Source organism: Mesorhizobium sp. M0587 (assembly GCF_040320945.1).
Taxonomy (GTDB): Bacteria; Pseudomonadota; Alphaproteobacteria; order Rhizobiales; family Rhizobiaceae; genus Mesorhizobium.
In genome coordinates, this window is record NZ_JAMYQP010000033.1 from 44,786 (window position 1) to 71,620 (window position 26,835).

27 protein-coding genes are annotated in these 26,835 nt (G+C 61.1%); 24 read left to right on the top strand and 3 right to left on the bottom strand.

Going from position 1 to position 26,835, the window contains the following annotated elements; translation table 11 throughout:
• Window positions 1-89 precede the first annotated feature (89 nt).
• From NKI49_RS24955 to NKI49_RS25015, 13 genes are all read left to right on the top strand, one after another.
• Window positions 90-404: a helix-turn-helix domain-containing protein gene (locus NKI49_RS24955; RefSeq protein ID WP_352605094.1), complete on the top strand. Its 315-nt coding sequence runs from the start codon at window positions 90-92 to the stop codon at window positions 402-404.
• Window positions 401-2,422: a hydrogenase 4 subunit B gene (hyfB, locus tag NKI49_RS24960; protein ID WP_502899566.1), complete on the top strand. Its 2,022-nt coding sequence runs from the start codon at window positions 401-403 to the stop codon at window positions 2,420-2,422. The genes NKI49_RS24955 and hyfB overlap by 4 nt, the downstream gene beginning before the upstream one ends.
• Complete coding sequence (locus tag NKI49_RS24965) at window positions 2,413-3,369, top strand: respiratory chain complex I subunit 1 family protein (RefSeq protein WP_352605096.1); 957 nt, start codon at window positions 2,413-2,415, stop codon at window positions 3,367-3,369. Before hyfB ends, NKI49_RS24965 begins: the two co-directional genes overlap by 10 nt.
• Window positions 3,369-4,031 carry a hydrogenase-4 component E gene (locus tag NKI49_RS24970; RefSeq protein ID WP_023758337.1) on the top strand — a complete coding sequence of 221 codons (663 nt, stop codon included), beginning with the start codon at window positions 3,369-3,371 and terminating at the stop codon, window positions 4,029-4,031. Before NKI49_RS24965 ends, NKI49_RS24970 begins: the two co-directional genes overlap by 1 nt.
• A complete protein-coding gene (locus NKI49_RS24975; RefSeq protein ID WP_352605098.1) occupies window positions 4,028-5,479 on the top strand; it encodes a hydrogenase 4 subunit F in 1,452 nt (483 codons plus the stop codon). Before NKI49_RS24970 ends, NKI49_RS24975 begins: the two co-directional genes overlap by 4 nt.
• Before the next feature lie 19 nt (window positions 5,480-5,498).
• Complete coding sequence (locus NKI49_RS24980; RefSeq protein ID WP_352605100.1) at window positions 5,499-7,016, top strand: hydrogenase large subunit; 1,518 nt, start codon at window positions 5,499-5,501, stop codon at window positions 7,014-7,016.
• Between the two features lie 12 nt (window positions 7,017-7,028).
• The gene (locus tag NKI49_RS24985; RefSeq protein WP_352605102.1) at window positions 7,029-7,568 is read left to right on the top strand and encodes an NADH-quinone oxidoreductase subunit B family protein; all 540 of its coding nucleotides are present in this window, start codon (window positions 7,029-7,031) and stop codon (window positions 7,566-7,568) included.
• 170 nt (window positions 7,569-7,738) lie between these two features.
• Window positions 7,739-8,437, top strand: coding sequence for a TetR/AcrR family transcriptional regulator (locus tag NKI49_RS24990; RefSeq protein ID WP_352605104.1), 699 nt, complete (start codon window positions 7,739-7,741; stop codon window positions 8,435-8,437).
• Complete coding sequence (locus NKI49_RS24995) at window positions 8,427-8,879, top strand: cupin domain-containing protein (protein ID WP_352605106.1); 453 nt, start codon at window positions 8,427-8,429, stop codon at window positions 8,877-8,879. The genes NKI49_RS24990 and NKI49_RS24995 overlap by 11 nt, the downstream gene beginning before the upstream one ends.
• A 396-nt stretch (window positions 8,880-9,275) precedes the next feature.
• Window positions 9,276-10,244 (top strand): helix-turn-helix domain-containing protein, encoded by a 969-nt coding sequence (locus tag NKI49_RS25000; protein ID WP_352605108.1) that lies wholly within the window; start codon window positions 9,276-9,278, stop codon window positions 10,242-10,244.
• Between the two features lie 144 nt (window positions 10,245-10,388).
• Complete coding sequence (gene adh / locus NKI49_RS25005) at window positions 10,389-11,906, top strand: aldehyde dehydrogenase (RefSeq protein WP_352605110.1); 1,518 nt, start codon at window positions 10,389-10,391, stop codon at window positions 11,904-11,906.
• Between the two features lie 69 nt (window positions 11,907-11,975).
• Window positions 11,976-12,308: a DUF779 domain-containing protein gene (locus NKI49_RS25010; RefSeq protein WP_352605112.1), complete on the top strand. Its 333-nt coding sequence runs from the start codon at window positions 11,976-11,978 to the stop codon at window positions 12,306-12,308.
• Window positions 12,309-12,371: 63 nt separating this feature from the next.
• On the top strand, window positions 12,372-12,803 hold the full coding sequence (locus NKI49_RS25015) for a potassium channel family protein (RefSeq protein ID WP_352605114.1): 432 nt from the start codon (window positions 12,372-12,374) through the stop codon (window positions 12,801-12,803).
• A 13-nt stretch (window positions 12,804-12,816) separates the two neighbouring features.
• Here the strand turns inward: NKI49_RS25015 and hemN are convergent, their stop codons facing one another.
• The gene (hemN, locus tag NKI49_RS25020; RefSeq protein ID WP_352605152.1) at window positions 12,817-14,166 is read right to left on the bottom strand and encodes an oxygen-independent coproporphyrinogen III oxidase; all 1,350 of its coding nucleotides are present in this window, start codon (window positions 14,164-14,166) and stop codon (window positions 12,817-12,819) included.
• A 154-nt stretch (window positions 14,167-14,320) separates the two neighbouring features.
• On the opposite strand from hemN, the gene NKI49_RS25025 reads away from it, so the two are divergent.
• On the top strand, window positions 14,321-15,049 hold the full coding sequence (locus NKI49_RS25025; RefSeq protein WP_352605116.1) for a Crp/Fnr family transcriptional regulator: 729 nt from the start codon (window positions 14,321-14,323) through the stop codon (window positions 15,047-15,049).
• Here NKI49_RS25025 and NKI49_RS25030 read toward each other — a convergent pair.
• Complete coding sequence (locus NKI49_RS25030; RefSeq protein WP_352605154.1) at window positions 15,046-15,462, bottom strand: hemerythrin domain-containing protein; 417 nt, start codon at window positions 15,460-15,462, stop codon at window positions 15,046-15,048. The two genes, NKI49_RS25025 and NKI49_RS25030, sit on opposite strands and share 4 nt — an antisense overlap.
• 252 nt (window positions 15,463-15,714) lie before the next feature.
• Here NKI49_RS25030 and ccoN point away from each other — a divergent pair, with 252 nt between their 5' ends.
• From ccoN to NKI49_RS25080, 10 genes are all read left to right on the top strand, one after another.
• On the top strand, window positions 15,715-17,325 hold the full coding sequence (ccoN, locus tag NKI49_RS25035) for a cytochrome-c oxidase, cbb3-type subunit I (protein WP_352605118.1): 1,611 nt from the start codon (window positions 15,715-15,717) through the stop codon (window positions 17,323-17,325).
• Window positions 17,326-17,336: 11 nt separating this feature from the next.
• Complete coding sequence (gene ccoO / locus NKI49_RS25040; RefSeq protein ID WP_352605120.1) at window positions 17,337-18,068, top strand: cytochrome-c oxidase, cbb3-type subunit II; 732 nt, start codon at window positions 17,337-17,339, stop codon at window positions 18,066-18,068.
• Between the two features lie 12 nt (window positions 18,069-18,080).
• Window positions 18,081-18,230 carry a cbb3-type cytochrome c oxidase subunit 3 gene (locus NKI49_RS25045; RefSeq protein ID WP_127297376.1) on the top strand — a complete coding sequence of 50 codons (150 nt, stop codon included), beginning with the start codon at window positions 18,081-18,083 and terminating at the stop codon, window positions 18,228-18,230.
• 2 nt (window positions 18,231-18,232) lie between these two features.
• Complete coding sequence (ccoP, locus tag NKI49_RS25050; RefSeq protein WP_352605122.1) at window positions 18,233-19,096, top strand: cytochrome-c oxidase, cbb3-type subunit III; 864 nt, start codon at window positions 18,233-18,235, stop codon at window positions 19,094-19,096.
• Window positions 19,097-19,311: 215 nt separating this feature from the next.
• Complete coding sequence (ccoG, locus tag NKI49_RS25055; protein WP_352605124.1) at window positions 19,312-20,871, top strand: cytochrome c oxidase accessory protein CcoG; 1,560 nt, start codon at window positions 19,312-19,314, stop codon at window positions 20,869-20,871.
• Window positions 20,868-21,365: a FixH family protein gene (locus tag NKI49_RS25060; protein WP_352605126.1), complete on the top strand. Its 498-nt coding sequence runs from the start codon at window positions 20,868-20,870 to the stop codon at window positions 21,363-21,365. The genes ccoG and NKI49_RS25060 overlap by 4 nt, the downstream gene beginning before the upstream one ends.
• A complete protein-coding gene (locus NKI49_RS25065) occupies window positions 21,362-23,650 on the top strand; it encodes a cation-translocating P-type ATPase (RefSeq protein WP_352605128.1) in 2,289 nt (762 codons plus the stop codon). The genes NKI49_RS25060 and NKI49_RS25065 overlap by 4 nt, the downstream gene beginning before the upstream one ends.
• Complete coding sequence (gene ccoS, locus NKI49_RS25070; RefSeq protein WP_027027706.1) at window positions 23,647-23,802, top strand: cbb3-type cytochrome oxidase assembly protein CcoS; 156 nt, start codon at window positions 23,647-23,649, stop codon at window positions 23,800-23,802. The genes NKI49_RS25065 and ccoS overlap by 4 nt, the downstream gene beginning before the upstream one ends.
• A 196-nt stretch (window positions 23,803-23,998) precedes the next feature.
• On the top strand, window positions 23,999-25,105 hold the full coding sequence (nirK, locus tag NKI49_RS25075) for a copper-containing nitrite reductase (protein WP_352605130.1): 1,107 nt from the start codon (window positions 23,999-24,001) through the stop codon (window positions 25,103-25,105).
• A 51-nt stretch (window positions 25,106-25,156) separates the two neighbouring features.
• Entirely contained in the window at window positions 25,157-26,026 is an 870-nt protein-coding gene (locus NKI49_RS25080) for an SUMF1/EgtB/PvdO family nonheme iron enzyme (protein WP_352605132.1), read from the top strand.
• A 69-nt stretch (window positions 26,027-26,095) separates the two neighbouring features.
• On the opposite strand, the gene NKI49_RS25085 is transcribed toward NKI49_RS25080, so the two are convergent.
• Window positions 26,096-26,593: a cytochrome b gene (locus tag NKI49_RS25085; protein WP_352605134.1), complete on the bottom strand. Its 498-nt coding sequence runs from the start codon at window positions 26,591-26,593 to the stop codon at window positions 26,096-26,098.
• Between the last annotated feature and the right edge of the window lie 242 nt (window positions 26,594-26,835).

The window sequence follows — 26,835 nt, forward strand, 5'->3', positions numbered from 1 at the left end:
CACGCATCATTATTTGAATGCTTCACATTTTAATATACGCTGCAACTCGGAGAGATAATATCTCAAGCTGGTTAAAAGGGGATGCGACCGTGATAACTGCTCCACAGTTGCGTGCCGCGAGGGCGCTCCTTGGCATCGATCAGCGCAGGCTTGCCGAATTGTCCGGCCTTTCCGTGCCGACAATTCAACGCATGGAAGCCAGCGAGTCGATTATCCGAGGCAATGTCGATTCCCTCATGAAACTGATCGGGGCACTCGATCTCGCCGGCGTCGAATTGATCGCTGAAGGCGCCTCTAGCCAGATGGGCGGGCGTGGCGTGCGGCTGAAGGCAGACTTCGATCCTGCCAAGGTTCTGGGCGGGGTCGATGCGGGCGCCAAAATTCCCGTGAGGAGCGTGGCGTGATTTCGGGGGCCGCGGTCCTCCTGTGGAGCGTTGCTGCGCTCCTGGGGACTGCGGTGCTTGCGATTGCGGAAAGCCGCAGGTCGGGCTCGGGAACACGCCTGATCTACAGCTTAACGCTCGGTATTTCGGCGGCTGCGCTCCTGGTTCTCGCCAGCCGCATCATCGATGATCCCGTCACCCCGTCGACTGCCGCGTTGCCTCTTGGGTTGCCATGGATCGGCGCTCATTTCCGTTTGGATGCGCTCTCCACCTTTTTCCTCGCAGTCGTCAACTTCGGCGGCGCCATGGCCAGTCTCTACGGCCTCGGATACGGCACGCATGAATCCGCGCCACATCGGGTGTTGCCGTTCTTCCCGGCTTTCCTCGCAGGAATGAATCTTGTCGTGTTGGCCGATGATGCCTTCACCTTCCTGCTTTCCTGGGAATTCATGTCACTCGCCTCCTGGGCGCTCGTAATGGCGCACCATCGCGAACAGGACAATGCGCGGGCGGGGTACATATATCTCGTGATGGCGAGCTTCGGCACACTCGCGCTGCTGCTTGCGTTCGGCCTCCTGTCAGGCCCTGGCGGGAACTACACGTTCGAAGCGATGCGCGCTGCCGCTCCCACCCCGTTCGTCGCAGCTTTCGTCCTGGCTCTCATGTTGCTGGGCGCGGGCTCCAAGGCGGGACTAGTCCCGTTACACGTCTGGCTCCCGCTCGCTCACCCGGCCGCGCCAAGCCACGTCTCGGCTCTGATGAGCGGCGTCATGACGAAGGTCGCCATCTATGGCTTCATACGCGTTACCTTCGATCTGCTCGGTGAGCCGGCATGGTGGTCGGGCGTTGCAGTGCTTTTTCTGGGAGGCCTGACGGCGGTTCTCGGCATCCTTTACGCCTTGATGGAAAAGGACCTGAAGCGGCTTCTTGCCTATAGCACCATCGAAAACGTCGGCGTGATCTTCGTAAGCCTTGGTCTGGCACTGGCCTTTAAGGCGAACGCGATGCCATCGGCAGCAGCGTTGGCCCTCACCGCCGCGCTGTTCCACGTCCTCAACCATTCCTTTTTCAAGAGCCTGCTGTTTTTCGGTGCGGGCGCCGTGCTGACGGCAACCGGCGAGCGGGACATGGAGAAGCTTGGCGGCCTCATACATCGCATGCCCCTAACAAGTTTTGCCTTTCTTGTCGGCTGCGTCGCCATCTCGGCACTTCCACCTTTCAACGGGTTCGTCTCCGAGTGGCTGGCCTTCCAGGCCATATTGCAGAGCCCCGATCTGCCACAATGGGGGCTGAAAGTCATGGTGCCTGCCGTTGGTGGTCTGCTGGCACTCTCGGCGGCGCTGGCCGCGGCCTGTTTCGTGAAGGCGTTCGGGATCACTTTCCTCGGCAGGCCACGCTCGGCCGCAGTTGAACGCGCGCACGAGGTCGATCGGTACTCGCTGGCGGCAATGTTCGCCCTCGCGGCACTTTGCCTGTTTGCAGGAATACTTCCAGGTCTTGTCATAGACGGCCTCTCGTCGGTGACGCTCCCGCTGGTTGGCAGCCGAATGCCTGTGCAGATGGCGCAGGCCTGGCTGTCGATAGTGCCGATTGCGGCGAGCCGCAGTTCCTACAACGGCCTGCTGGTGTTCCTGTTCATCGCCTTTTCCGCCTCCGCCGCGGCATATGTGATCCATCGCTTCGCGTCGCATGCAGTCCGCCGGGGGCCGGCCTGGGGTTGTGGTTTTCCGGATGTGATTCCAAGCTCGCAATACACGGCCGTCAGCTTCGCACAGCCTATCCGCCGCGTCTTCGGTACATTCGTATTCCGGGCGAGGGAAACGGTCGAAATGCCGACCCCTGGCGAGATCGGCCCAGCTCGTTTGAATGTCGAAATGCATGATGTGATCTGGGAGGTGGTCTATCAGCCTATCGCCAGGGGCATCGACTTTGCGACCGACCACCTCAACCATCTGCAGTTCCTGACGATCAGGCGTTACCTGACGCTCGTCTTTCTTTTTCTCGTGGCCTTGCTTCTGGTGCTCGCATTATGGCCCTGATCCTTGAGTTGGGCGTTCAAGGTGCGCAGATGGCGCTGGTGCTTTTGCTCGCACCGCTCCTGACCGGCTTCGTGCGCAAGGCAAAGGCACGACTGTTGCGCCGCCAGGGGCCCTCCCTCATCCAACCCTACCGCGATCTCCTGCGGTTGATGCGCAAGGAAGTCGTTCTGGCGGACAATGCATCCTGGCTGTTTCGCGTGACACCCTATCTGATCTTTGCCGCTACCTGGGTCGCCGCCGCACTCATCCCGACATTCGCCACCGGCCTCACATTCAGTTGGACGGCCGATCTCATAGCCATCGTCGCACTGCTTGGAAGCGCACGGTTCTTCCTGGCGCTGGCGGGGTTGGATGTCGGCACGAGCTTTGGCGGCATCGGCGCAAGCCGCGAGGTGATGATCGCTTCCCTGGCCGAGCCCGCCATGCTGCTGATCGTGTTCAGCCTGGCGCTCGTCGCCGGCGCCACGCAGCTATCCACAGTCGCTGCCTTCATGGGCTCGCCGCAGGTTGGCCTGCGGGTATCGCTCGGGATGTCGCTCATGGCTCTCGTGATGGTGGCGATCGCCGAAAACGCCCGCATACCGGTGGACAACCCATCGACCCACCTCGAACTCACCATGGTTCATGAGGCCATGGTGCTAGAATATTCCGGTCGCCATCTGGCGATGATCGAGTTCGCGGCCTCCCTCAAACTTCTGCTTTATATGTCGCTGATTTCCTGCGTCTTCCTGCCTTGGGGGCTGGTGACCGCCCGAGCCGAACCGGGATCTTATGTTCTGGGCGTCGTTTTCTATATCGGCAAACTTGCCGTGAGCGGCACTCTCCTCGCCCTGTTTGAGACTGCCATTGCCAAGATGCGAGTCTTCCGCGTCCCGGATTTCCTGGGCGCCGCTTTGATGCTGGCCCTGCTCGGCACGCTTCTGCTGTTCGTCTCGCGGAGCCTGTGATGCACAGCCTCACATTCGACATCGCCCACCTGCTCGCCGGCGGTCTGGTGCTGGTCAGTTTCATGATGCTCTATCAGGATCGCCTCTTTGCACTGATCAACGTTTTTGCGCTTCATGCGATCGTCCTCGCCATGTCCGTGGCCTGGCAGGCATACATTCAGGACGCCCATCATCTCTATGTCACTGCGGCGATCGCTCTCGTTTTCAAGGCGATCGTAATTCCCGTTGGGCTTCATCGCATCATTCAGCGGCTTGGCATCCATCGCGACATCGAGACCGCCGTCGGCATCGGTCCGACCATGCTTGCCGGAATAGGCCTGGTGACGCTCTCTATGGTCCTGATGCTGCGGGTCACTCCCGAGGCTGACCCCCTCGCCCGTGAGGACCTGGCCTTCGCCCTGTCCATCATATTGTTGGGGCTCCTGGTGATGGTCACCCGCCGCAATGCCGTCAGCCAGGTTGTCGGCTTCATGTCGCTCGAGAACGGTCTGGTGCTGGCCGCCACGGGAGCCAAGGGCATGCCGCTGGTTGTCGAGATAAGTGTCGCCTTCTCGATCCTAATCGCCTTCATCGTCATCGGCGTCTTCTTGTTCCGCATCCGCGAAAGGTTTGACTCCGTGGATGTCGGCGCGCTCGACGACTACCGGGGCGAACGTCGATGACCGCGTTTTCCTTCGATGCCGTGGCCGCCATTTTGGTGATACCAGTCGTCGCGGCCGGGCTTCTCGCGGCGCTGCCGAACTATCGGCTAACGGCCGGCCTGAATGTCGCTGCGAGCTTCCTGACCTTACTTGCCGCGCTGTCACTGTTCATGATGGATCGGCCAGAGCCTGGCCAGTATCTGCTCGTCGACGATCTCAACATCGTATTCATCGTGCTCAACACGTTCGTAGCTTTCACGACCAGCGTCTTCAGCGCCTCCTACATTGCGCACGAACTGCACACCGGACGACTGACCGCGCCGAATTTGCGGTTCTACCACGCAATGTACCAGATCATGATGTTCGGCATGAACCTCGCCTTCGTATCGAACAATATCGGTTTGATGTGGGTGGCGGTGGAGCTTGCCACGCTGACCACCGTGCTCATGGTCGGCATTTATCGCACGCATGAAGCACTGGAGGCCGCCTGGAAATATTTCATTCTGGGAAGCGTCGGCATAGCACTCGCGCTCTTCGGCACCATCCTCGTCTACATGGCCGCACAGCCAGTTGTCGGCGAGGGCACCAATGCCATGGTCTGGACAGTGCTTATCGAGCACGCGGCGCATTTCGACCCGGCTTTGCTGAATGTCGCCTTCGTCTTCCTGCTGCTCGGCTATGGGACGAAGGTTGGCCTTGCGCCTTTGCATGCCTGGCTGCCCGACGCGCACGCGGAGGGTCCGACACCGATTTCCGCGGTGCTGTCGGGCTTGCTGTTGAACGTGGCGCTCTATGCCGTGCTGCGTTTCAAGCTGCTGCTCGCGGCAAGCCCCGAAGCGATCGCGCCTGGGCCACTGATGATCACGATGGGGCTGACGTCGCTCGTTTTCGCGGCCTTCATGCTCTACCGCCGCCGCGACATCAAACGCCTGTTCGCGTACTCCTCGATCGAGCACATGGGCATCATCGTGTTCGCTTTCGGCATGGGTGGTCCGCTCGCCAACTTTGCCGGCCTGCTGCACATGGTCATGCACAGCCTGACCAAGTCGGCGATCTTTTTCACCGTCGGACACATTGCGCAGGTCAAGGGAACGCAAAACATAGCGGAGATCCGGGGACTGACGGAGACGCATCCAGGGCTTGGCTGGGCGCTCGTCATCGGCGTCGTCGCCATCGCCGGCCTCCCCCCGCTCGGCATCTTCATGAGCGAATTCCTGGTCGTGAGTTCGACATTCGCGAGACACCCCCTTTTGGCGATGCCGTTGGTATTCGGGATTCTGCTCGCTTTCGGAGCCTTGCTGCTTCGGTTGACCGGCGTCGCTTTCGGCGAACCGCGCGGCAGCACGGCGCCAGCCAAGGCGTCCTACATTCCGATGTATTCCCATTTGGCGTTGGTGTTTGCCGCCGGCATCTATCTGCCACCCCCACTGGTCACATGGTTCCAGCATGTCGCAAGTATCCTGGGATGAGCCGGACGGGAAAAAGAGCATGCTCGCACTGATCGACTTCATCCTCGCTGGCCAACGCGTCGAAGATCATGCGCCGTGGCCTCGTGCTGTGGTGACTGCGAGAAAATGGAGCTTTGCCGTTGAGCAACTGGTCGAGGGTCACTGGAGCTTGCTGGGTCTCTGGGGTGAGCCAAGCACCGTCCACATGGCGCTGCTCGATGAAAATGCCAAGGACGTCGGCGTTGTCAGCCTGGAATGCGCGGATGGCCGCTACCCGTCGGTCGGCCGGCTTCATCCGCCCGCGTTGCGCCTCGAACGCGCGGCCGCTGACCTGTTTGGGCTCTTGCCACAAGGCGCGCCCGATACACGACGGTGGCTTGATCATGGCCACTGGGGTGTCAGCTATCCATTGGGCACCCGCGTCCGGACATCTGCCCTGACAGCGTCCGCCTACCCCTTCCTTCCTACCGAGGGGGAAAGCCTGCATCAGATCCCTGTCGGGCCCGTGCATGCCGGCATCATAGAGCCGGGGCATTTCCGGTTCACGGCGAGCGGCGAAACGGTCGTCCGGCTCGAGGAGCGCCTCGGATACACCCACAAGGGCATAGAAGGTCTGATGGCGGGGTCCGACATCGATCGCGCCGCCAAGCTGGCGGGCAGAATCTCGGGCGACAGCACCGTGGCATACTCCCTTGGTTTTGCCCGCGCGGTCGAAGCGGCGCTGGGTATCGAGGTTCCATCACGCACGGTCTGGTTGCGAGCGCTCATGGCCGAGTTGGAGCGCCTGGCCAATCATCTGGGCGACATCGGCGCCATCTGCAATGATGCTGCATTCGCGCTCATGCATGCCCACTGCGGGGTGCTGCGTGAGCGTGTATTGCGGGCGAGCGATGCTGCTTTCGGCCACCGTTTGATGCGTGACCTTATCGTACCCGGAGGGCTGGCAAGCGATTTACGCGAGGAGGGAGAGCGCTCGGTTCGGTCGGTGATCGCGGAAATCAGGCAACGCTTTCCTCACCTGATTGAACTCTACGACAACACCGCGTCGCTGCAGGACCGGACCGTCGGAACCGGCCGACTGAAGGTGGAACTCGCTCGGCAATACGCAGCCGGCGGCTATGTCGGCCGCGCCTCTGGTCGCGAGTTCGACGCGCGGCGCAGTCCGAGCTACCCCCCTTACGATGAACTCACTTTCGACGTAGCTGTCCTTAAGGAGGGCGATGTGAACGCCCGCGTCTGGATCCGCATCCGCGAGGTCGAACAGAGTCTGTCGCTCATCGAGCAAATCCTGGAGCGGCTGCCCGGCGGTCCGATCCGCGTTGATCTCGTCGTGGCAGACGGGCCGCGCGAGGGCATGGCCCTCGTCGAAGGTTTCCGGGGCGATATTCTGGCCTGGCTGCGCATTGGCAAAAGCGGCTTGGTCGAGCGCTGTCACCTGCGCGATCCGTCATGGTTTCAGTGGCCCCTCCTTGAAGCTGCGATCGAGGGAAACATCGTCGCCGACTTCCCGCTGTGCAACAAATCCTTCAACTGCTCCTATTCGGGCCATGATCTCTGAGGGAACGCTGTCATGCGCAAGCTGCTTTTTGAAAGCCTGATACATCCCCCGCTCACAGAGCGTCCGCCGGTGGCGAGCGACACGGCCCTCGATGAGCTCGCGCGTGCCCTTGATGGCGCTGCTCACAAACGATTGGGGCGAAGCCTGTCGATCCGGGCAGTCGATGCCGGTTCCTGCAATGGCTGCGAGCTTGAGATGAACGCGCTCGGCAACGCTTTCTACGACATCGAGCGTTTTGGAATCCGCTTCGTCGCATCGCCGCGCCATGCCGATGTACTGCTCGTCACCGGGCCGGTGACCAAGAACATGCGAGAGGCATTGAAGCGAACCTACGATGCAACTCCCAATCCCAAATGGGTGGTCGCACTCGGAGATTGTGCCAGGAATGGCGGCTGCTTCGCCGGTAGCTATGCCGTGATGCGCGGCGTGTCGGAGGTTCTGCCTGTCGACCTGCACATTCCGGGGTGCCCGCCACCGCCAGTCGAAATTCTGAAAGGCCTGCTCGCCTTGCTTGAGGGCGTGAATTCAAAGAGTGGTGGTCCCCGAGGTTGAATATCGCTGGCGCTTGCCTTGCGCTCCGGATCATCCCGCGTGCGGTCGGCAGCGAAGTTTTCGGTCAACCTTAAGGGGCTGACAGAATGGTGCGCAGCGCTGATCAACCGCGTTCGACCGAAGGTCTCACGTACTACTGCGATATTTAGGGACACTTATGGTGACGCCAATTGACGGCGGTCGAATTTCGTGACACAGATAGTGTCGTGAAATTTGGAACGAGCCGCATGTCTAGTGTCCGTGCCTACAACAGCCCCGTGCGCGAAGAAAAAGCGCGTGAGACACGCGAGGGGATCCTAACCGCACTGTTTGAACTCATGGATTCGGCGAGCGCCGCTGACGAGATCAGCATGGAAGCCATCGCGTTGAGGGCCGGAGTGCAGCGGCGGACCGTGTTTCGCCACTTCGCGACCAAGGACGATCTGTTGGCCACCTTCTGGCCTTGGCTGAATGCCCGGATAGGAGTCTCCGCGACACCTGAGAACCTGAAGGAGATCGTCGATGGCCCACGACAAGCCTTCCCAAAGTTCGACACGCACGAAGCGGCGATCCGCTCCTCGCTACATTCCCGGACCGGCCGCGAGATGCGGACAGGTACGGTTGCGAAGCGGCGTGCCAATTTCGCTCGCGCACTCGCTCCCGTCACCGCCTCCCTTCCGCCCGCCGAGGCCGAGAAGATCAAGTCGCTTGCCCATCTTCTCTTCTCGGCCTCTGCCTGGGAGGTCCTGAAAGACTACGGCGGTCTCACCGGAACCGAAGCTGGCGAGACCGCATCTTGGGCGCTTGAGGTGATTCTGTCCGCAGTCACCTCGGGCCACTCTCCCGCGGACGTTGCATCGCAAATGAAAGAGACACGCAATGAAGATTGACGTCACCAACCCCAACGACGGCCAGACCCTCTGGGTCGTCGCCGATCGCATCCGCTTCCTGGGCGGCCTCGTGGGCTCGAACCTCGAACTCGTCGAGGTCGAAGTCCCGCCGGGCTCCGGCACCCCGCCGCACAGCCACGCGTCGCCCGAACAGTTCTATGTAATCGACGGCGAACTTACGGTCCGCCACTTTGCCGCGGGCGGCCCGCCCGAGGTGACGATCGCGGGCCCCGGAACTTCGGTGCGCATCGGGGCCAGAGAGCCGCATAACTACTCGAACGACAGCAGCCACCCGGTGCGGATGCTCGTGCTCATAGAATCTTCTATGGTCGTCTTCTTCCGCGACATCGGCACGGCCGAGCCGCAGACGCAGCCCGACTTCGCGCGGATCGGCGCGGCAATGCAGCAGCACGGGATAGAAATGCTGACGATGGCGGCCTGAGTTGCATCGCAATTTCGAGGGCTTCGGGGCTCTTGCGTCATATCCGGCGATGAGAGTCCCCGAAACCATCGGACCGCCTCACGCCGCGCGAGTTGTATGACAGCGTTCAATATTTTGCCCCAGCGACTGCTCCTCAGCTTGCCAGCGGCATTAGCAACCAATCGGCGGAACCAAGGGGAATCCGCGCGAACTTTGCTTTCGATCAATGAATGTCCGGGTTTCGGGTTGGTAGGGTGTTTGGGATCGACTGAGTCAGGTGGCTAAGCGAGATGATTCAACTAATTGCTGCCTAGACGACCATAGAAAGCGGAATCTGATACGACACCCGCGGTGCCTTGTCTGAAACAGCCGCAGTCCGGTAGCCGAAAGGAAAGAGTTGGGTTTGGGAGGATAAGCATGGGCGAGGATCTATCCGGTCATCATGCCGATCGCATACAGGCCGCAATTGCTTCGGACGCGGCGGCGAAATCCGCGCTGGTCGCCTCCTGGCGACGTTCTTCAAATTTGCATCGGCTTGACCCTACTGATCGGAACCCGCCGCAGTACCTGACCGAGCCCGAACTTCATGGGGCCCGACAACGGATCGAACCGCTCGTCCGGGCTGCCCAGTCGAGCCTCGACCGGCTTTATCTTGCCGTGGGCGGCGTCGGTTGCTGCGTCTTGCTCGCCGATCGCGACGGCGTGCCGGTCGAGCGACGCGGGGCGCCTGTGGATGATGAGACGTTTCATTCCTGGGGATTGTGGACTGGCTCAGTCTGGAACGAACAGAGCGAAGGCACCAATGGTATTGGCACCTGTCTGGTGGAACAGCGCGTCCTGACGATCCACCGTGATCAGCATTTTCACACGCGCAACACCGGGCTGAGCTGCACCACGGCGCCGATCTATGATCACCGCGGAGATCTTGTGGCTGCCCTTGACGTATCTTCCTGCCGGGCTGATCTGACCGAGGTCTTCTCCAACCTTATTTCCATGGCCGTGGTCGACGCGGCGCGTCGGATCGAGGCGGAGAACTTCAAGATGGCATTCCCCAAAGCGCGCGTTCTGCTGGCGCCGGTGCCTGACAAGGGTTCGGGCGCGCTGATCGCGGTTGATGCGGACGACCTCGTCGTCGGCGCGACCCGTTCGGCTCGCCTGGCACTAGGAATTACGCAACAGTGTCTCGACAGGCCGATGCCTGCGGCCGATCTTCTTGGTTGGGCGGAGAGCGGCCCCGAAGTCCTCGCCGAGGCGGAGCGCGGCGTTCTGCAGCGGGCGCTGGCGCGGGCAGACGGAAATGTCTCGGCCGCGGCCCACGCTCTTGGCATCAGCCGCGCCACGCTTCACCGCAAGCTCAACCGCCTGGACGTCCACAGGGCTCACTGACCTTCGAACCGGCGCATGAGTGTCGCAATTCTGCGACACACCCCGCCCGCCCACTATCCCCCGCGCATTGCAATAGCGATGGGAGATCGCAAGTCTCTTTCCGACGCGTCGCATTCCGCGACGTCAGCTTTGGGAGGAAGACACATGAACAAGGTAGAATTCTCGCGCCCGGTCAAGGCGCCCTTCGACAAGCGCTACGGCAATTTCATCGGCGGCAAATGGGCCGAGCCCCGCTCCGGCCGCTACTTCGAGAACTTCTCGCCGGTAAACGGTCAGCTGCTGTGCGAAGTCGCGCGCTCGGATGCCCAGGACATCGAAGCAGCCCTGGACGCAGCCCATGCCGCCAAGGACGCCTGGGGGCGCACCAGCGTTGCCGAGCGCTCGCTTATCCTCAACCGCATTGCCGACCGCATGGAGGAAAACCTCGATCTCCTCGCATGCGCCGAAACCTGGGACAACGGCAAGCCGATCCGCGAAACGACCGCCGCCGACCTGCCTTTAGCCATCGACCATTTCCGCTATTTCGCCGGCGCCGTGCGTGGCCAGGAAGGCAGCCTTTCGCAGATCGACGACGATACGGTCGCCTATCATTTCCATGAGCCGCTCGGCGTGGTTGGCCAGATTATCCCGTGGAACTTCCCGCTGCTGATGGCCTGCTGGAAACTTGCTCCCGCACTTGCCGCCGGAAACTGCGTGGTCCTGAAGCCTGCCGAGCAGACCCCGGCCGCCATCCTGCTGTGGGCCGATCTTATCGGCGATCTGCTGCCGCCAGGCGTCCTCAACATCGTCAACGGCTTCGGCCTCGAGGCCGGAAAGCCTCTGGCGTCGTCGCCGCGCATCGCCAAGATCGCTTTTACCGGCGAAACCACGACCGGCCGGCTGATCGTGCAATATGCCAGCCAGAACCTGATCCCCGTCACCCTGGAACTGGGCGGCAAGTCGCCCAATATCTTCTTCAAGGACGTTGTGGCCGAGGACGACGATTTCTTCGACAAGGCAATCGAAGGCTTCGTCATGTTCGCGCTGAACCAGGGCGAGGTCTGCACCTGCCCGAGCCGCGCGCTCATCCATGAATCGATCTATGACAGGTTCATGGAACGTGCCCTCAAGCGCGTCGAGGCGATCGTGCAGGGCGATCCGCTCGATCCGGCGACGATGATCGGTGCCCAGGCCTCGTCCGAGCAGTTGGAAAAGATCCTTTCCTACATCGACATCGGCCGCCAGGAAGGCGCCGAGCTGCTGACCGGTGGCGCCCGCAATGTCCTGCCCGGCGATCTGGCCGGCGGCTACTACGTCCAGCCCACGGTGTTCAAGGGTCACAACAAGATGCGCATCTTCCAGGAGGAGATCTTCGGGCCGGTGGTTTCGGTCACGACCTTCAAGGATGATGACGAAGCACTCAGCATAGCCAACGACACGCTCTACGGCCTCGGCGCCGGTGTCTGGACACGCGACAGCAACCGCGCCTACCGTTTCGGCCGCGCCATCCAGGCGGGCCGCGTCTGGACCAACTGCTACCACGCCTACCCCGCGCATGCGGCCTTCGGCGGCTACAAACAGTCCGGCATCGGCCGTGAGACCCACAAGATGATGCTCGACCACTATCAGCAGACCAAGAATATGCTGGTCAGCTACAGCCCGAAGAAGCTCGGCTTCTTCTGATCGTATCTTGGACGCGCAGGCGCGGCTCCGCGAGGGGCCGCGTCCCCACATTGGAGATCGGAAGAGACCGTGCAAGCGAAGGTCACAGCAACACCGGCGGCCATCGAACTGATCGCCGAGATTGTCGCCGAGCACGGTCCGGTGCTGTTTCATCAATCCGGCGGCTGCTGCGACGGTTCTTCGCCCATGTGCTATCCGCGTGCCGGCTTCCTCGTCGGCGACCAGGATGTGCTGCTCGGCCACATCGGCGACACGCCCTTCTACATGGGGGCGTCGCAATTCGAGACCTGGAAGCATACCGATCTCATCATCGACGTGGTGCCTGGTCGCGGCGGCATGTTCTCGCTCGACAATGGACGGGAGAAGCGGTTCCTGACGCGGTCGACGATCTGCGCCGTATAGGCGAAATCTGCCGGTTTTGATTTCGAGCAAGGAAGGCGCCGCGGCAATCTCTACCTTCCGAAGATGATCATCAATCTGCTCATCGGCACCGTCGTCATAAGTCTGACGGTTTTGATCCACACGTTTGGTCTGATCGCCATCACCCACGCGATGGGACACCTGGTCGCTCGGTTTCGCATGCACGGGCGCCGCAGCCGCATCGTCGCGATGATCAGCGTGGTGATGGGCCTCTTTGCCGTCATGACCGCCGAGGTCTGGCTCTGGGCCGGGCTATACCGGTTGCTCGATATCTTCGCCGATTTCGAAACGGCGTTGTACTTTTCCACCATTACCTTCTCGACGGTCGGCTATGGCGATATCGTGCCCGCTCATGCGTGGCGGGTCCTGGCGGCGCTGGAGGGCGTGAACGGGTTTCTGCTCATCGGCTGGTCGACCGCCTATCTGATCGCGGCCGGCACCCGTATCGGGCCGTTCAAGGTCGGCGAGCATTTCTGACCGGGCCCGGCGCTCATACCGCTACTGAATGCCTTGCTTTTCCTGTTTCGAAATATTTGTCGAACTTCGCGGCGACGCTTCTGACAAAGGGACGGCTTTCCGCAGGCACGACGAAGCGATCGCCATCAAGTTCAAGCATACGCGCAGGATCAAGAACGGCAGTGGAACTTGCTTTGCCGAGGAGCCTTTGGCCAGCTTCGCCAAAGCGCTCAACCAGGTCTATTGCCGAAAAGCCGAAATCGCACATGAGTCGTTCGATGATCCAGCCGCGAGCGCGATCGTCGTCGGAAAACGCGATACCCCGCACAGCGGCCAGCCCGCCGTCAGCAACCATGCGTCCATATTCGCCGGTCGAAGGCATGTTCTGCGCATAGCCCTGCCGAAACTGGCTGATGGATGATGGACCCAGCCCGATCAAGGTTTCGCATCGATCCTCGGTGTAGCCTTGAAAGTTCCGGTGTAGAGTTCCTGCGCGAGCGGCAAGCGCCAGTGTATCGCCAGGTTTGGCGAAATGGTCGAGGCCGATTGCTTCGTATCGTTGGTCAAGAATGGCGTGGGCTGCCAGTTGCGATTGGGCAAACCGCTCCTCCGGCCCTGGCAACCACGCCTCGTCGATCATCGTCTGATGTTTCTTGAACCACGGCACATGGGCGTAGCCAAAAAGCGCTATCCTATCCGGCTCCAAGGTCAACGCCTGCGCAACGGTGGAAGAGACGCTTTCCCTGGTCTGGTGTGGCAGGCCGTAAAGCAGGTCGAGATTGACGGATTCGACGCCACGCGAGCGAACACCGTCGACTACGAGTTTGGTCTGCAAAAAGCTCTGCTCGCGGTTGATCGCTTTCTGCACCTTCGGGTCGAAATCCTGGACCCCGAGGCTCGCCCTTGTCATGCCGATTTCGGCAAGCGCGTCGAGGCGGGCTTCGTCCATGTCGTTGGGTTCGATTTCGACGCTGATCCTGGCGTCGGAAAGAAATGCGAAGCTGTCGCGCAGAAGGTTTGTCAGCGCCGCCAGGTCCTTGGGCTTGAGTATAGTGGGAGAACCACCGCCAAAATGCACCGCACGCACCCGGCCCTTATCCCGGACAAGACTGGCGACGGTTGCGATCTCGGCATGCAGTGAGCGGAGATAGACGGTCACCGGTTCGTAATGCCGGGTCTGCTTGGTGTGGCAGGCACAAAACCAGCAGAGCTTGTCGCAGTAGGGGATGTGCAGATAGAGCGAGATCTCGTCGCCATCATTGAGCGCCTGCAGCCAGCCACGGCAAACGGCAGCATCAACGCCGGTATGGAAATGCGGCGCTGTCGGGTAGCTGGTGTAGCGTGGAACGTTCTCACCGAGCCTGGCAACTAATTCTGGCCGCATGTCGCTATCCGATCCCCTTTGCATGGCACGACACTGGTCACATCGGGCGCCGGCGGCCTTGATTTCGGTCAAGGCCCCGCAGACAAACTGCCGCAAGGCTTTTTTCTCCGGCGATGGTACGTTGCCGGCACATGGAATCCTTTGGAAGATCAAGATGACGGTGCGCCAGGACATTCACAGTTCCGGCATCCCAGTGCTTTGCCAGTCTTGCGAGGCACGGCACCGCGGCGTTTGCGGCGCGCTCGATCCCGAGCAATTGGTAGGCCTCGCCAAGATCTCATCGAAGCACAATGTTGAACCGGGCGTGGAGCTGATTGGCGACGCGGAGACCGTCGACAGTTATTCCAATGTGCTTTCCGGCGTGGTGAAGCTCACCAAGAGCCTTTCGGATGGACGCCAGCAGATTGTCGGCCTGCAGTTCGCCCCCGATTTCCTGGGAAGGCCCTTCAAGGTGGAAAGCGCGATCAACGCCGAAGCCGCAACCACCGTTTCGCTGTGTTCGTTTCCAAAGGCCGCCATCGAGCGCATGATGAAGGAATCGCCACAGCTCGAGCATCGTCTGTTCAAGCAGACGCTCAATGAACTCGACGAAGCACGAGACTGGATGGTGACGCTGGGTCGCAAGAGTGCTTCGGAAAAGGTGGCGAGCTTTCTCCTGATGATCGCAAGAAACATCGATCCCGCGCTTGACCCGGCGGCCCAGTCGACAACCTTTGACCTGCCGCTGACGCGCGCTGATATCGCCGATTTTCTCGGCCTGACGATCGAGACGGTCAGCCGCCAACTGACCAGGCTGCGAACAGACAGCGTGATCCGGATCGACAGCACCCGGCACGTGACGGTGGAGAACATGGGCCGGCTGGAACGCCGCTCCGGTGCCTAACTGTCGTCGTCGACCCCGATCATCGGCAAGACGTGCTCGCGTTCGAAGGCGATATGTCGGCGCAAGCTTTCGAAGAAGCCGCGCAGCATGAAGCCGACAGCCTCGGCATTGTCGACTTTCTCGCCGTGGCCGATCGCCAGCAGGATTTCAGTCACCTCGCCGGCAAAGCATTCGTCCTCGACGTGCTCGGTGCGCAACCGACGAGTTGAAGCAAGGTTGGCGTCGCTGCCGGTCAAAGCAGCCTCGTAGGCCGGAAAGATAACCGTCTCCTCGTATTGATGAATGTTGCGTAACAGCGGAACGATCGCGTTTGCTGCTGCCAGGCATGCCAGACTATCGACCCTGGGCAGGGTGTCGCCTATTCTTTCCAAGGCATCGCAGAGCTTCAGCTTTTCCAGATGCGCACGTTTCATAAGCGCCGCTGGAACTGCTTCTCTGCCAGATCGAACTGTCGGTATCGAACTGTCACGGCCCGTGTCGAACAGCGACGATCGCAGCTCCCTCTCCCTGTTCAAAGACAGTCTCCTGATCGTTTGCCGGAGCGACGCTGCCCAATCCAAAAACAAATGGCTTTGACATAGATCAAGGCGGCGACAACGCGGCTGCTGAATTGGTGTCAAGCGGATTGGCATCCGCGCATCGGAATCCGACGTCGGGGACAAGTCATGAAGTTCGGCACGCAAATCTTCGCCTTGGGCCTGTTCACATTTGCGGCTCTCGTGGCAGCGGGGTTCGGTGTGGACGAGCCATTCCGGCAGCATATGTGGGTCCTGTTTTTCGTGCTGCTCGGCTTTGTCGCCATCCTCATCCGCAACACGAATTTCGAAGTGGCTGCTCCCATCGACCCGTCCGCCTACATGGATGGGCCAATCCGCTATGGCGCCATCGCCACCATGTTCTGGGGTGTCGTTGGCATGCTGGTCGGGGTGGTCATCGCGCTGCAGCTCGCCTACCCCGACCTCAACATCCAGCCCTGGTTCAATTTTGGCCGTTTAAGGCCATTGCATACGTCGGGCGTCGTCTTCGCCTTCGGCGGTAATGCGCTGCTCTGCACGTCATTATACGTTGTGCAACGCACCTGCCGCGCCCGGCTGTTCGGCGGCGATCTCGGCTGGTTCGTGTTTTGGGGCTACCAACTGTTCATCGTCATGGCCGCGACCGGTTACCTGCTCGGCATCACCGAGAGCCGCGAATACGCAGAGCCCGAATGGTATGTGGACATCTGGCTGACCATCGTCTGGGTCGCTTATCTCATCCTGTTCCTCGGCACGATCCTGAAGCGCAAGGAACCGCACATCTACGTCGCCAACTGGTTCTACCTGTCCTTCATCGTGACCATCGCGATGCTGCATGTGATCAACAACCTGTCCATGCCCGCCTCCTTCCTCGGCTCGAAGAGCTATTCGGCTTTCTCCGGCGTCCAGGACGCCCTGACGCAATGGTGGTACGGCCACAACGCCGTCGGCTTCTTCCTGACCGCCGGCTTCCTCGGCATGATGTACTATTTCGTACCCAAGCAGGCGAACCGGCCGGTCTATTCCTACCGCCTGTCGATCGTCCACTTCTGGGCGATCATCTTCCTCTACATCTGGGCCGGGCCGCATCACCTGCACTACACCGCCCTACCCGACTGGGCGCAGACGCTCGGCATGGTGTTTTCGATCATGCTGTGGATGCCGTCATGGGGCGGCATGATCAATGGCCTGATGACGCTGTCCGGCGCCTGGGACAAGCTGCGCACCGATCCGATCATCCGCATGATGGTGATGGCCATAGCCTTCTACGGCATGTCGACTTTCGAGGGTCCGATGATGTCGATCAAGACGGTCAACTCGCTGTCGCACTATACCGACTGGACCATCGGGCATGTCCATTCGGGCGCACTCGGCTGGGTTGGCATGATCTCGTTCGGCGCGATCTACTACATGGTGCCGAAGCTCTGGAACCGCCAACGGCTCTATTCGCTGCGGCTCGTCACCTGGCACTTCTGGCTGGCGACCCTCGGAATCGTCGTTTACGCCGCAGTGATGTGGGTGTCCGGCATCATGCAGGGCCTGATGTGGCGCGAATACGACGAGCAGGGCTTCCTGGTCTACTCCTTCGCCGAAACCGTGGCCGCCATGCACCCCTACTACATCATGCGCGCCATCGGCGGGGCCATGTACCTCTCCGGCGCCCTGATCATGGCCTGGAACATCGCCATGACTATCCTCGGCTACCAGCGCGAAGAACAACCGATGCCGGGCTCCCTGCCCGTCCCGCAGCCTGCCGAATAAGGAACCAGACAATGGGCTTGATGGACAAACACGCGCTGATCGAGAAGAACGCCACGCTTCTGCTCGTTGGATCGCTTCTCGTGGTCACCGCGGGTGGCATCGTGGAGATCGCACCGCTCTTCTACCTCGACAACACGATCGAGAAGGTGGAAGGCATGCGCCCCTACTCGCCACTCGAACTGGTCGGGCGCAACATCTATGTGCGCGAGGGCTGCTATCTCTGCCACAGCCAGATGATCCGCCCGTTCCGTGACGAGGTCGAGCGCTATGGGCATTACAGCCTGGCGGCCGAGTCGATGTATGATCATCCCTTCCAATGGGGATCGAAGCGCACGGGACCGGACCTCGCCCGGGTTGGCGACCGCTATTCCAATCCATGGCACGTCGATCACCTTTCGGATCCGCGTTCGGTGGTGCCAGAGTCAATCATGCCGAGCTATGCGTTCCTGAAGGACACGCCGATCGCGGTGAAGGACTTCTCGACGCATCTGGTCGCCAACAGGCGCGTCGGCGTCCCCTACTCCGATGACATGATCGCTCACGCCAATGCCGATTTGATGGCGCAGGCCGACCCCAACGCAGACGCGTCCGGCCTTGAGGCCCGCTACCCGAAAGCCAAAATCGGCGACTTCGACGGCAACCCGCAACAGGTGACCGAAATGGATGCGCTGGTCGCCTATCTGCAAATGCTCGGCACACTGGTCGATTTCAAGAATTACGACGAAGCCGCCGGCTACCGCTGAGGAGTTTTATCAATGGATTACAATTTGATGCGGGAGTTCGCTGACAGCTGGGGTCTGGTCGCCATGGCTCTGTTCTTTGTCGGCGCGATCGCGTTTTCCCTTCGCCCTGGCAGCCGCAAGCTGGCCGACGAAGCTGCCCGGATTCCCCTTGAGGACGAGTGATCATGAGCGACGAGCACATCGACGAAATCTCCGGTATCTCGACCACGGGCCACGAATGGGACGGCATCCGCGAGCTGAACAACCCGCTTCCGCGTTGGTGGGTCTGGACGTTCTACATCACCATTGCCTGGGCGATCGGATACACTATCGCCTATCCGGCATGGCCGTTGCTGCATTCGGCAACAAAGGGCGTGCTCGGCTATTCTAGCCGCAACGAAGTCAAGAACGAGCTGTCGGCGGCGGAAGCGGCGAAGGGCAAATATGTCGCGGCAATAGAGTCGAAAAGTGTTTCGGAGATCGCGGCCGACGATACGTTGCGCGAATTCGCCGTCGCCGCCGGCGGCGCCGCGTTCAAGCTCAATTGCGTGCAGTGCCACGGTTCCGGCGCCCAGGGTTCCAAAGGCTTCCCCAACCTCAATGACGACGACTGGCTGTGGGGCGGCAAGGCGGACCAGATCCAGCAGACGGTCACGCATGGCATCCGCTTTGCTTCCGATCCGGATACGCGCCTGTCGGAAATGCCGGCCTTTGGCGACATAATCACCGCCGACCAGATCAAACAGGTCAGCGCCTATATTGCCAGCCTGTCCGGAACTGTCAGCGATCAATCGTTGGTCGAGTCCGGGGCCAAGGTCTTTGCCGAAAATTGCGTCGCCTGTCATGGCGACAATGCAAAGGGCAACAAGGAGCTCGGCGCTCCTGATCTGACCGATGCCATCTGGCTTTACGGACCGGGCGAAGCGGCCATTGCCGCCCAGGTCACGGCGCCGAAACAGGGCGTGATGCCGGCCTGGGGCGCGCGTCTGGGCGAAACAAGGGTCAAGGAGCTGGCGGTCTACGTGCATTCGCTAGGCGGTGGAGAATAGGAACGGGGGTATTCTCCGGCCCTTACCGCCCAAGCGACGAGGCCCGGCTCTGCCGGGCCTCGATCTGTTTGCGTGTAGCCGGCGATTGACCTGCATCAACGCGGCGCAATCCAGTCGGCGGCACAATTCGCTCGACACCGTATTTCGCTGACCTGTCTGTAGCCAGTCAGGACATCTGCCCGGCGAAATCACAAGCTCCGCGACGGGAGAAATCAGTGCTGGACAACACGAAGGTAGAACGGCTCGAAGCCGAAGCGGTCAACTCCGCCAAGGTGCGCCAGCCAATGTATGCCGCGCGCAAAAAGATCTTCCCGAAGCGCGCCTCGGGCAGCTTTCGCCAGTTCAAATGGCTAGTGATGGCAATCACGCTTGGCATTTACTATCTGACGCCGTGGCTGCGCTGGGACCGTGGGCCGTTTGCCCCGGACCAGGCCGTGCTGCTCGATGTCGCCAACCGGCGTTTCTACTTCTTCTTCATCGAGATATGGCCGCAGGAATTCTACTATGTCGCCGGCCTCCTAGTCATGGCCGGCGTCGGTCTTTTCCTGATCACATCGACTGTCGGTCGTGCCTGGTGTGGCTATACGTGCCCGCAGACCGTGTGGGTCGATCTGTTTCTGGTCGTCGAGCGGGCCATCGAGGGCGACCGCAATGCGCGCATCAAGCTCGACGCTGGTCCCTGGACTGGCCGCAAGCTCGTGCTGCGGGCATCGAAACACGCCATCTGGCTGGTCATAGGGGTGCTGACCGGTGGCGCCTGGATCTTCTATTTCGCAGACGCGCCGACGCTGCTTGGCGAACTCTTCACCGGCACGGCAGCACCAGTCGCCTACATCACCGTCGCCGTTCTGACGGCGACGACCTACACGTTCGGCGGGCTCATGCGCGAGCAGGTCTGCACCTATATGTGCCCATGGCCGCGCATCCAGGCGGCCATGCTCGACGAAAGTTCGCTCACCGTCACCTACAATGACTGGCGCGGCGAACCGCGCACCCGTCACACCAAGAAAGTCCAGGCTGCCGGACAGCCAGTCGGCGATTGCGTCGACTGCAATGCCTGCGTGGCTGTCTGCCCGATGGGGATCGACATTCGCGATGGCCAGCAGCTCGAATGCATAACCTGCGCGCTCTGCATCGACGCCTGCGACGGCGTGATGGACAAGCTCGGCAAGGAGCGCGGCTTGATCTCCTACACGACACTCTCCGACTACAATGCCAACATGATGCTGGCGACCGCGGGCGGCGCCTGTTCGGTCAATCCGTCATTGGTCAGGACGGATGACGGCCTGTTTTCGGACAGGGTGGCGCATTTCCATGTCCGTAAGATCTTTCGGCCACGCACCTATGTCTACATGGCCATGTGGTCGCTGATCGGCCTGGGCCTGGTCTTTTCGCTGCTGACGCGCGACCGGCTCGAGATCAATGTCTTGCACGACCGCAATCCACAATTCGTGACGCTGTCCGACGGCTCGATCCGCAATGGCTATACCGTCAAGCTGCTGAACATGATCCCCGAACCAAGAACGATCATCGTCAGCATTGGGGGTTTGCCAGGCGCAGAGATGAGCATCGTCGGCGTCGACCTCCCCGCCGATCGCTCTTTCGCGGTCCAGGTCGAACCCGACCGGCTGAAGATGTTGAAGGTTTTCGTGCGCCTGCCTGCTGATCAGATCCATGGCGAGGCGCAGACCTTCACACTCCGTGTCGAGGACAAAGCGAGTTTCGAGTCGAACGAATACACCGCCACCTTCAACGCACCGGAGATCGCCAGATGAGCGCCACCACGCGAAAATCCCGTGAATTCACCGGCAGGCACATGTTGGCCATCGTCCTTGCTTTTTTCGGTGTGGTCATCGCGGTCAATCTGACGATGGCGACGCTCGCCAACACAAGCTGGACCGGCCTCGTTGTCGAAAACACCTATGTGGCGAGCCAGCAATTCAACAGGAAGGCCGAGCAAGGACGCGCGCAGGCAGCCCTCGGCTGGACCGGCAAGCTGACCATTGCATGGGGCGAAGTCCGCTATGGCGTCACCGATGCCGCCGGCAAGGCGGTTCCCTTGCATGGCGTCAAAGTGCTGTTTCGCCATCCCGCTTACGAGAAAGAAGATGAGTCCATCACGCTCGCCGCCGCCCCAGGTCAGGAGTTTGCAGTGCAGCACATGCCAAGGGACGGTGTGTGGATCGTCGAAATCGACGCCGATGCCGGTATGGCAAGGCCTTTCCGCGACGTGCGCAGGATCATGATCTCCGATGGAGCGCTAAAATGAGCTGCTGTGCACCGGGCGCGGAAATGGCGATGGATCTGGTCGGCACCACTTCAGCCCTGCCCTCCAGTCAGGAAGTCAGGCTGGCGAGCCGATCGCTTTGCGATGGTCTCCATCAGACCGACCTTTCCGTCCCGACGGTTCATTGCGGCGCCTGCATTCAGACGATTGAGACGGCGTTGGGAGAACTTGATCATGTCGAGGCCGCACGCGTCAACCTGTCAACGAAGCGTGTCTCGGTCCGATGGCGCGGAGACGAGGTTCCACCATTGGTCGCCGTGCTGGGGCGGCTCGGCTACCAGGCGCATTTGTTCGAAGCCGACACCGATGCAAAGGACAAGACGCTCTCGGAGCTCATCCGCGCCGTCGCTGTTGCCGGCTTTGCGGCAGGCAACATCATGCTGCTCTCGGTATCGGTCTGGTCCGGCGCCGAAGGTGCGACCCGCGACCTGTTCCACTGGGTCTCGGCGCTGATCGCCATACCCGCACTCGCCTTCGCCGGCGGCATCTTCTTCAAGTCGGCCTGGAATGCACTCCGCCACGGCCGCATGAACATGGACGTGCCGATCGCCGTCGGTGTGTCGCTGGCCTACGCCATGAGCCTCTATGAGACGATCACCCATGGCGACCACGCATATTTCGACGCATCGGTGTCGCTGCTGTTCTTCCTCCTGATCGGCCGTACGCTGGATCACGTGATGCGCGAACGCGCCCGCACCGCCGTCAAGGGCCTCTCACAGCTCGCTGCGCGTGGCGCCATGGTGCTGCGCGGTGATGGCGCACGCGACTATCTGCCCGTGGGCGAGATCGAACCGGGCATGCTGTTGCTGATTGCGGCCGGCGAAAGGATTCCCGTCGATGGCAAGATCGCGCGCGGGACATCGGACGTCGACTGCTCTCTGGTCTCGGGCGAGAGCACGCCTAGAAGCGTGGCGCCAAAAGATGCCGTGCAGGCCGGCGTACTCAATCTCACCGGCCCGCTGACGATCGAGGCCACAGCTGCCGCCAAGGATTCGTTCCTGGCGGAAATGGTACGACTGATGGAAGCCGCCGAAGGTGGTCGCGCGCATTACCGCCGGATCGCCGATCGCGTTTCAGCGCTCTATGCCCCGGTGGTGCATCTCACCGCCTTCGTGACATTCCTTGGCTGGATTGCGGCGACCGGCGACTGGCACCGGGCCATAACCATCGCCATCGCCGTTCTCATCATCACATGCCCATGCGCGCTCGGCCTCGCTGTGCCGATCGTCCAGGTGGTCGCCGCACGGCGTCTGTTCGAGCATGGCATCATGGTCAAGGATGGCTCGGCCATGGAGCGCCTGGCAACGATCGATACAGCGGTGTTCGACAAGACCGGAACGCTCACCCTCGGACAACCACGGCTCGTCAACGCGGCTTCGCTCGATCCGGAAATGCTGGCGATTGCGGCCGGCATGGCCGTACATTCGCGTCATCCCTTTTCAAAGGCCATAGCCGGTTTTGCCACTGCTGGCGGGCAACACGAATTCGACGCCGTCAGCGAGCATCCCGGGTTCGGTATTGAAGCCACTAAAGCCGGAACCACCTGGCGACTGGGCCGGCGCGGATGGGCTGGATGGAAGGCTCGGACCGGTGGCGAAGGCAAGCACGGCTATGGCGGAACGGTTCTGACAAGGAATGGACTGATTGTTGCCAACTTCGCTTTCCACGATGCACTGCGTCCCGACGCCAAGGCGGCTGTCCAGCAATTGAACGACGCTGGGATTTCGGTGGAAATACTGTCGGGCGACACCGCAGGCGCCTGCGCCGAAGTCGCGAAAATGCTGGGTGTCGGCGACTTCGTTCCGTCCCTGCTGCCGTCCGGCAAGGTCGAACGCATCGAGACCTTGGCGAAAGACGGACATAGAGTTCTGATGGTTGGCGACGGCCTTAACGACACGCCAGCACTCAGCGCGGCACATGTCTCGATCGCTCCAGCCACCGCAGCCGACATTGGCCGCAACGCAGCCGACTTCGTGTTCCTGCGCGAAAGCCTTCTGGCTGTGCCTTTGGCGATAGACGTCTCGCGCAAAGCGGGAAGCCTGATCCGGCAGAACATCGCGATCGCCATCGTCTACAATGCTGTCGCGGTTCCGATCGCGATCCTCGGGCACGTCACCCCCTTGATCGCGGCGATCGCAATGTCGGCCTCATCGCTGCTTGTCATTGGCAATGCGCTGCGTTTGCAGGGTTCCATGCCAAGTTCGCTGGCGAAAGAAGTGCGGCCCTCCAGACGGTCCAACATCAACGAGTTGGCCCAATCCTCATGACAACCCTTGCCTATCTCATCCCTGTCGCCCTCTTCCTTGGCGCACTTGGCCTGGGCGGCTTCCTGTGGGCGTTGAGGAGTGGCCAGTACGAAGATCTTGACGGAGCCGCCGAGCGGATCCTCATCGATCGGGAAGACCGGCCGGAGCGCTGATCCGGTCCGCTGGCTGGCACTAGGTCTGGCGAGTCGCGCCAACACCTCTTCCCTCCTGCTGGATCCCGCAACTGCGCTTTTCGTCCCGTTTCTTCCTCGACACCGAACTCCGCCAATTTGCGCCAGCGCAAAGAGACGCTGCGTCAGGTCAGATACTGTCTGCTCATCCGCAACGGTTGAGAGATAGGAGACGGACATGTTGACGCGACGCGAAGCCCTGTTTGGAGCAGCGATTGGCGCTGCCGCCGTGGCGACACTGCCGGCATTTTCGGCAACGGTGACAAAGGCCGAGATTCGCGGGCTCGCCCGCGAAAGGATCAAGCTGGTGGCACCGCCTTTTGTGCATGCGCACGACCAGATCGCTAAGGGCGGACCGAAGATCTTCGAATTCACCATGACGGTCGAGGAGAAGCCGATGGTCATCGACGCGGACGGGACGCAGCTCAACGCGATGACCTACAACGGCTCGATCCCGGGCCCGCTGATGGTCGTCCACCAGGACGATTATGTCGAACTGACCCTCGTCAATCCGGACACCAACTCGCTCGCCCACAACATCGATTTTCACGCAGCCACAGGTGCGCTGGGCGGCGGCGGCCTCACCTTGATCAATCCAGGCGAACAGGTGACGCTACGCTTCAAGGCGACGCGGACAGGAACGTTCGTCTATCACTGTGCACCTGGTGGCGCGATGATCCCTTGGCATGTCGTTTCCGGCATGAACGGCGCCATCATGGTGCTGCCGCGCGACGGGCTCAGGAACGACAAGGGCAAGCCGGTCAAATACGATAAGATCTTCTACATCGGCGAGAGCGACTTCTACATTCCGCGCGACGAGAAGGGCAACTACAAGACTTACGAGTCGGCAGGCGACGGTTACGACGACATCGTCAAGGTCATGCGCGGGTTGATCCCGACGCATGTGGTGTTCAACGGCAAGGTCGGTTCGTTGACCGGCGACAACGCGATGAAGGCGAAGGTCGGCGAGACCGTGCTGATCGTCCATTCGCAGGCCAACCGCGATACGCGGCCGCATCTGATCGGTGGCCACGGCGACTATGTCTGGGAACAGGGCAAATTCGCCAACCCGCCGGCCAAGGATCTGGAAACCTGGTTCATCCGTGGCGGCTCTGCCGGCTCGGCGCTCTACACGTTCCTGCAGCCCGGCGTCTACGCTTACGTCAATCACAACCTGATCGAGGCCGTGGAACTCGGGGCGACCGCTCACTTTATGGTCGAGGGCGAGTGGAATGATGATTTGATGACGCAGGTCGAGGCGCCCAAACCCATCGCTACCAACTGATGGATCTCCATTTGCCCGGACAGTGTCGCTGTCCGGGCAAGGACAACAGCCATGTCCCCTTACATCCTGAAATTTGTCGCGGTCGCCATGGCAGCGACTTCCGTGCCGGTGGGCTTGTCGATCAAGGCAGCCAGTTGGCACCGGCCGCCCCACGCCGTAGCTGTCACGACGACTTTGCTGTCCGGCTCCATCACCTATCCGATACCCGGCGAGTTCCTGAAGGACGGCCACCCGCAGGCCAATCCTCGCCTTAAACGCCAGCTCGACCAACCGCTCGAAATCATGACCTATCAGGTCAGCGCGGAAGACTATGCAGATTGCGTCGCTGAAGGCAGCTGCCAGCCGGCACAGGAGACGCACACGATCCCCGTCAGCGCTCCCGTGACCGGCGTCAGCTATCTCGATGCCAATGCATACGCCCGATGGTATTCGCAAGCGACCGGTGACCAATGGCGGCTGCCATCCGACGAGGAATGGGCATTTGCCGCGGCGGAGCGGTTCGCAGGCGAATTCGAGGGTGTCGAAAACGACGCCCGCAACCCCGCCAGACGTTGGCTCACCAGCTACAAGGCCGAGGTCGACCTCAATCGCAAACCGGACCCGCTGCCAAAGAGCCGTGGCTCGTTTGGTGTGAATTCCCTGGGGCTCGCCGACTTTTCCGGCAACGTCTGGGAATGGACGTCGACCTGCTACGTCCGCACCACGCTGGCTGCAAATGGCGGCAGTGTTGCGAGTTCGGTCGACAATTGCGGCGTCCACGTCCTTGAAGGCCTTCACCGGGCCTACATGTCCAATTTCGTCAGCGACGGAAGAAGCGGCGGCTGTGCCGTCGGCACGCCGCCCGACAATCTGGGGTTCAGGCTGGTCCGAGCCTCGCCAGGTTGGGCGAACAAAGTTCTCGCGCATCTGGGCGTGATCTGACGGGAAAGTCCCCGTCAGAGTCTGGCAATCCGATCTGCCGGTGACGCCAGAATGTTTCACAGGCCAGACCTATCGGCCGGGCGACAGCATCCGCTTGAGCGTGCCGTCACGAAGCCAGTACTGGTGAAACAGTGCCGCCAAGGCATGGACGGAAATCAGGACCATAAACACTGGCTTGTTGAGCGAATGGATGTCGCCCCATGGGTCGCCAACGTAGAAGGCAAGAAGCCCCACAAGGGGCGTTGCGAGCAAGAGCAGATAGAAAAGGCCGTGCGAGATCTGCGCGGCGATCTGCATCCAGCGAGTGCCGCCTTCCGCAGGCTTGGGAGTACCCGACACCAGGCGCATGACCAGCCGGGCTATCACGAGGACCAGGATCGAAATCCCGACCCAGTAATGGGCGGAGCCCAATGTCTGGTCGGCTGGGGAGACCGCGGTTCCCTCTTCAGCCGCGTCAACCACGGTTGTCATGCTCTCGCCGAAGAACAGCTGGAATAACACCAACGATGCTATGATCCAATGAAGCGCGATTTGATAAGTTGAATAGCCAAGTCTGGTTTCAGACATTTTGATTCCCTGACGATTAAAACAGCTGCGCAGTCGCGATACTGATTAACATGGGAACCTTGGCTCAATTGGGCTCGAATCCTCCCGCAATTGTGGCCAAAAGCTTACAGATATGGTGTAGGCCCGCAGACGTAGAATTGCCGTGACTTGCATGTCCAAAAGAAAAGGGCCGGATGAACCGCCGCCTCGGTCCGTCCGGCCCGCGCCCACCGTATGCGGCAGGCATGGCTGTATCGATTGGG

Coding starts and splice junctions, on each gene's coding strand:
- NKI49_RS25000 (WP_352605108.1), top strand. CDS start 9,276: ATGGGCGAGGATCTATCCGGTCATCATGCCGATCGCATACAGGCCGCA.
- ccoN (WP_352605118.1), top strand. CDS start 15,715: ATGAAGTTCGGCACGCAAATCTTCGCCTTGGGCCTGTTCACATTTGCG.
- NKI49_RS24995 (WP_352605106.1), top strand. CDS start 8,427: ATGAAGATTGACGTCACCAACCCCAACGACGGCCAGACCCTCTGGGTC.
- NKI49_RS25085 (WP_352605134.1), bottom strand. CDS start 26,593: ATGTCTGAAACCAGACTTGGCTATTCAACTTATCAAATCGCGCTTCAT.
- NKI49_RS24970 (WP_023758337.1), top strand. CDS start 3,369: ATGCACAGCCTCACATTCGACATCGCCCACCTGCTCGCCGGCGGTCTG.
- NKI49_RS25030 (WP_352605154.1), bottom strand. CDS start 15,462: ATGAAACGTGCGCATCTGGAAAAGCTGAAGCTCTGCGATGCCTTGGAA.
- NKI49_RS25015 (WP_352605114.1), top strand. CDS start 12,372: ATGATCATCAATCTGCTCATCGGCACCGTCGTCATAAGTCTGACGGTT.
- NKI49_RS24985 (WP_352605102.1), top strand. CDS start 7,029: ATGCGCAAGCTGCTTTTTGAAAGCCTGATACATCCCCCGCTCACAGAG.
- NKI49_RS24975 (WP_352605098.1), top strand. CDS start 4,028: ATGACCGCGTTTTCCTTCGATGCCGTGGCCGCCATTTTGGTGATACCA.
- ccoO (WP_352605120.1), top strand. CDS start 17,337: ATGGGCTTGATGGACAAACACGCGCTGATCGAGAAGAACGCCACGCTT.
- NKI49_RS24980 (WP_352605100.1), top strand. CDS start 5,499: ATGCTCGCACTGATCGACTTCATCCTCGCTGGCCAACGCGTCGAAGAT.
- hemN (WP_352605152.1), bottom strand. CDS start 14,166: ATGCGGCCAGAATTAGTTGCCAGGCTCGGTGAGAACGTTCCACGCTAC.
- NKI49_RS24965 (WP_352605096.1), top strand. CDS start 2,413: ATGGCCCTGATCCTTGAGTTGGGCGTTCAAGGTGCGCAGATGGCGCTG.
- nirK (WP_352605130.1), top strand. CDS start 23,999: ATGTTGACGCGACGCGAAGCCCTGTTTGGAGCAGCGATTGGCGCTGCC.
- adh (WP_352605110.1), top strand. CDS start 10,389: ATGAACAAGGTAGAATTCTCGCGCCCGGTCAAGGCGCCCTTCGACAAG.
- NKI49_RS25025 (WP_352605116.1), top strand. CDS start 14,321: ATGACGGTGCGCCAGGACATTCACAGTTCCGGCATCCCAGTGCTTTGC.
- ccoS (WP_027027706.1), top strand. CDS start 23,647: ATGACAACCCTTGCCTATCTCATCCCTGTCGCCCTCTTCCTTGGCGCA.
- NKI49_RS25065 (WP_352605128.1), top strand. CDS start 21,362: ATGAGCTGCTGTGCACCGGGCGCGGAAATGGCGATGGATCTGGTCGGC.
- NKI49_RS25045 (WP_127297376.1), top strand. CDS start 18,081: ATGGATTACAATTTGATGCGGGAGTTCGCTGACAGCTGGGGTCTGGTC.
- NKI49_RS25080 (WP_352605132.1), top strand. CDS start 25,157: ATGTCCCCTTACATCCTGAAATTTGTCGCGGTCGCCATGGCAGCGACT.
- NKI49_RS25060 (WP_352605126.1), top strand. CDS start 20,868: ATGAGCGCCACCACGCGAAAATCCCGTGAATTCACCGGCAGGCACATG.
- ccoP (WP_352605122.1), top strand. CDS start 18,233: ATGAGCGACGAGCACATCGACGAAATCTCCGGTATCTCGACCACGGGC.